General features: G+C 48.7%; 3 protein-coding genes. 2 read left to right on the forward strand and 1 reads right to left on the reverse strand.

The features are described from left to right. Positions 1–244: 244 nt before the first annotated feature. Positions 245–388 carry a hypothetical protein gene (locus tag ACUVJL_RS37785; RefSeq protein ID WP_445250498.1) on the reverse strand — a complete coding sequence of 48 codons (144 nt, stop codon included), beginning with the start codon at positions 386–388 and terminating at the stop codon, positions 245–247. Between the two features lie 252 nt (positions 389–640). Between ACUVJL_RS37785 and ACUVJL_RS37790 the strand changes: the two genes are divergently transcribed. Beyond that, positions 641–2,506 (forward strand): efflux RND transporter periplasmic adaptor subunit, encoded by a 1,866-nt coding sequence (locus ACUVJL_RS37790; protein WP_445250499.1) that lies wholly within the window; start codon positions 641–643, stop codon positions 2,504–2,506. A gap of 349 nt (positions 2,507–2,855) precedes the next feature. Then, positions 2,856–3,167: a type I-E CRISPR-associated endoribonuclease Cas2e gene (cas2e, locus tag ACUVJL_RS37795; RefSeq protein WP_445250500.1), complete on the forward strand. Its 312-nt coding sequence runs from the start codon at positions 2,856–2,858 to the stop codon at positions 3,165–3,167. Positions 3,168–3,236: the final 69 nt, after the last annotated feature.

Consider the following 3,236-nt stretch of genomic DNA (forward strand, 5'->3'; position numbering starts at 1 on the left):
AAAAATTAACACTTTCGGAGCAGGCGTTATCTAAGGCTTTCAAAAGGGAATATCCTTAGCCGAAAAAGATTTTAGAGGATTAGTAATTGGAAACGACAGTACCGAAGCATTTTCGGCAGGAGCAAATTTGGCTGACGCCCATCCCACAATAACAATTAAAATTGTAAGTTATTTAATTCGCGATCCTTATTCGCCGACAAACCTGTTATTTTTCGCAGCAGCCGGGTTTATCAGAGCAAGCATCTTAATATTGTGTCGTTACCAGCTTCGCACTGCTAGATGCGATCGCAGCGATGGGACAGCGAGTCCGCAATGACCTAGTGACGGTCGATCGCCCGCTGCCCGATCGGCCTTTCTTGCTGGTGAGGAGCGCGCTCCTAGATCCCAAAAATTATATTTTTTGCTAAAATATATTTTTCTTTGGCAGCAGCCGGGAGCGATTCTGTTTGATCCCACTTCTTTAGGCTGAAAAAACTTAACATTATTTAATAAATTGCAAACATTAGCTATAATTGTTTACAGGTGCTGGTTGGGGAACTTTTTTTAAATCACCCGATCGGATGAGTCTGAAAGACGATGCCAAGCATCAGCAAAAATTTTACCTTAAAGGTAATCCTGAGATTAAATTAGGTGAGTCGGTATGATCGTTAGCCCTAAAAAGGAAACTGCTCAGGTCAAGGTGGAAGATACTCAGACTGTAGACACCAAGACCGCAGAGACTAAAATTGCAGATAACAAAACCCCCCAAAAGCAGTCTCCGAAGAAACCCTCGCGGCAGCCCAAGCGGTGGGCGATTGGGTTGGTTGCAGCCGGGTTGCTAGCTGTACCGACTACCATATATGTAAAAAGTCGATCGCAGCCGAAAGTAGATGCGATCGCAAGTATGACAGTGCCGGTGGAAGCGCAAAACCTCACAGTGCGGATTACGTCGAGCGGCACGGTGCAGCCCGTACAGCGCGTGAATCTCAGCCCTAAAGGCTCCGGGCGCATAGCAGAATTATTTGTCGAACAGGGCGATAGAGTCGAAGCAGGACAAATCGTGGCCCGCATGGAAAGCCGCGATGTAGAAGCTCAACTCGCTCAAGCTAAAGCCCGCGAAGCCAGCGTGCGAGCCAAACTCGCCAAAATCGAAGCCGGGAATCGATCGGAAGACATCGCCAGCGCCCGAGCGCGCTTAGAGCAAGCCGAGGCCAGTCTGGCGCAAGTCCAAGCCGGCAGCCGCGTGGAAGAAGTTGCAGGAGCCAGAGCTCGCTTGCAGCAAACTCAAGCAGGCTTGCAACGACTGCGAGCCGGCAGCCGCGTTGAAGAAGTTGCAGGAGCCAGAGCTCGTTTAGCCCAAGCTCAAGCTCGTTTAGCAGATGCTCAAACCGGCAGTGTCAAACAAGAAATTGCCCAAGCACAAACGCAAATTGACTCGAGTAAAGCCCAAGCCGAACTAACCGCTCAACGGGTGGAACGCAATCGGCCGCTAGTGCGAGAAGGTGCTCTGGCTCAAGATAAACTCGATGAACTGATCAAGGAAAACAGCACTGCCCAAGCCAAATTAAGAGAATCCCAAAAACGCCTGCAACAACTGCAAGAAAGTCGGGAGTCGCAAATTCAGCAACTGCAAGCTGCTGTGCAAGTCGAGCAGCAAGCATTGAAGCAATTGCAAAACGGCACGCGATCGGAAGAAATTGCGAAAGCCGAAGCAGAAGTTGCCGAAGCAAAAAGCAAATTAGCGCAAGTAGAAAACGGCAACCGTCCAGAAGAAATCGCCAAAGCCGAAGCAGCAGTTGCTGAAGCAAAAAGCCAATTCGCGGCACAAGAAAACGGTTCTCGCCCGGAAGAAATAGCTCAAGCTCGAGCTGAATTAGCCGAAGCTCAAGCTCAAGTCCGCTTTCAAGAAGTGCAGTTAGAAGATACGAAAGTTCGCGCTCCTTTTGCTGGAGTTATTACCCAAAGATACGCCATTCAAGGAGCTTTTGTAACTCCGGCAACTTCGGCATCGGAAGCAACTTCGGCAACTTCGACATCGATTGTCGCTCTAGCTAGAGAGGTGGAAGTTTTGGCGAAAGTCCCGGAGGCAGATATCAGTCAAATTAAACCGGGTCAAGAAGTTGAAATAGTCGCTGATGCTTATCCAGATAAGGTGTTTAAAGGCAAGGTTAAATTGATTGCACCGGAAGCTGTGAAAGAACGAGATGTGACGCTGTTTCAAGTGCGAGTTGCGATCGATACTGGCAAGGATTTATTGCAATCGGGGATGAACGTAGATTTGAGATTTGTTGGTCAAAAGCTGAGAAATGCTTTAGTTGTGCCGACGGTGGCAATTGTGACTAATAAAGGTCAAACGGGTGTGCTGGTTCCTGATGAAAAACAACAGCCGAAGTTTAAGCCTGTTACTGTTGGCTCGACTATTGGCAACAAGATTCAGATTTTAGAGGGTGCTGCAGCGGGCGATCGCGTTTTTACCGAACTTCCTCAAGGTAAAAAATTAGAGGATATTATCAAGAATCAGAAATAGGGCATGGGGCATGGGGGATAGGGCATGGGGCATTATTTCTCTCGATCGCTCTAGGGTGTTTCCCAACCCGGAGAGCCCCCCTAACCCCCCTTAAGAAGGGGGGGACAAGAGCAGTCAAAGTCCCTCTTAACAAGGGGGAACAGTATTCAAAGTCCCCCTTATTAAGGGGGATTTAGGGGGATCTAGACTAGACTACAAGCGAGATTTATTATAGGTTTAAATATTAATTTGACACCAATAATCCCCATCCCAAATCCCAAATCTCAAGTCTCAAATCTCAAATCGAATAATCCCAATCCCCAATCCCCAATCCCCAATCTCCAATCTCTTCTCCCCAATCTCTTCTCCCATGACTGTCCTCGTTTGCAATGATGTCCCGCCTGCCGTTCGAGGTGCTTTGAAGCGCTGGTTTATTGAGCCGCGTCCCAATGTCTTCGTGGGAACGCTCAACGTCCGCACTCACCGCAAGGTCATGGACTTTGTGCTTCGGAACGCGCCCAAAGATTTCGGAGTCCTGGTGATTTCCTCCGCGCCGAATTGCCAAGGATACGTCGTGGAACGGTTCGGTCCGGAGGGAAAAACGGGCCGGAAGGATGTGGAGATTTCCGGCATTTCCCTCATCGCGGAAAGCTGGATCAATCCGGAAAATTGTCCTTTTTAAAGTGGATCGCCGCTGAAAACAACCTGGGCGGACTGACAATTTGTCACATCCTCCTAAAAGCTTGATTTG

The organism is Microcoleus sp. OTE_8_concoct_300 (genome assembly GCF_031383065.1).
GTDB lineage: Bacteria > Cyanobacteriota > Cyanobacteriia > Cyanobacteriales > Microcoleaceae > Microcoleus.

Bases quoted from the DNA above. Each gene is read 5' to 3' on its own strand.
- ACUVJL_RS37790 (WP_445250499.1), top strand. From the start codon at position 641: ATGATCGTTAGCCCTAAAAAGGAAACTGCTCAGGTCAAGGTGGAAGAT.
- cas2e (WP_445250500.1), top strand. From the start codon at position 2,856: ATGACTGTCCTCGTTTGCAATGATGTCCCGCCTGCCGTTCGAGGTGCT.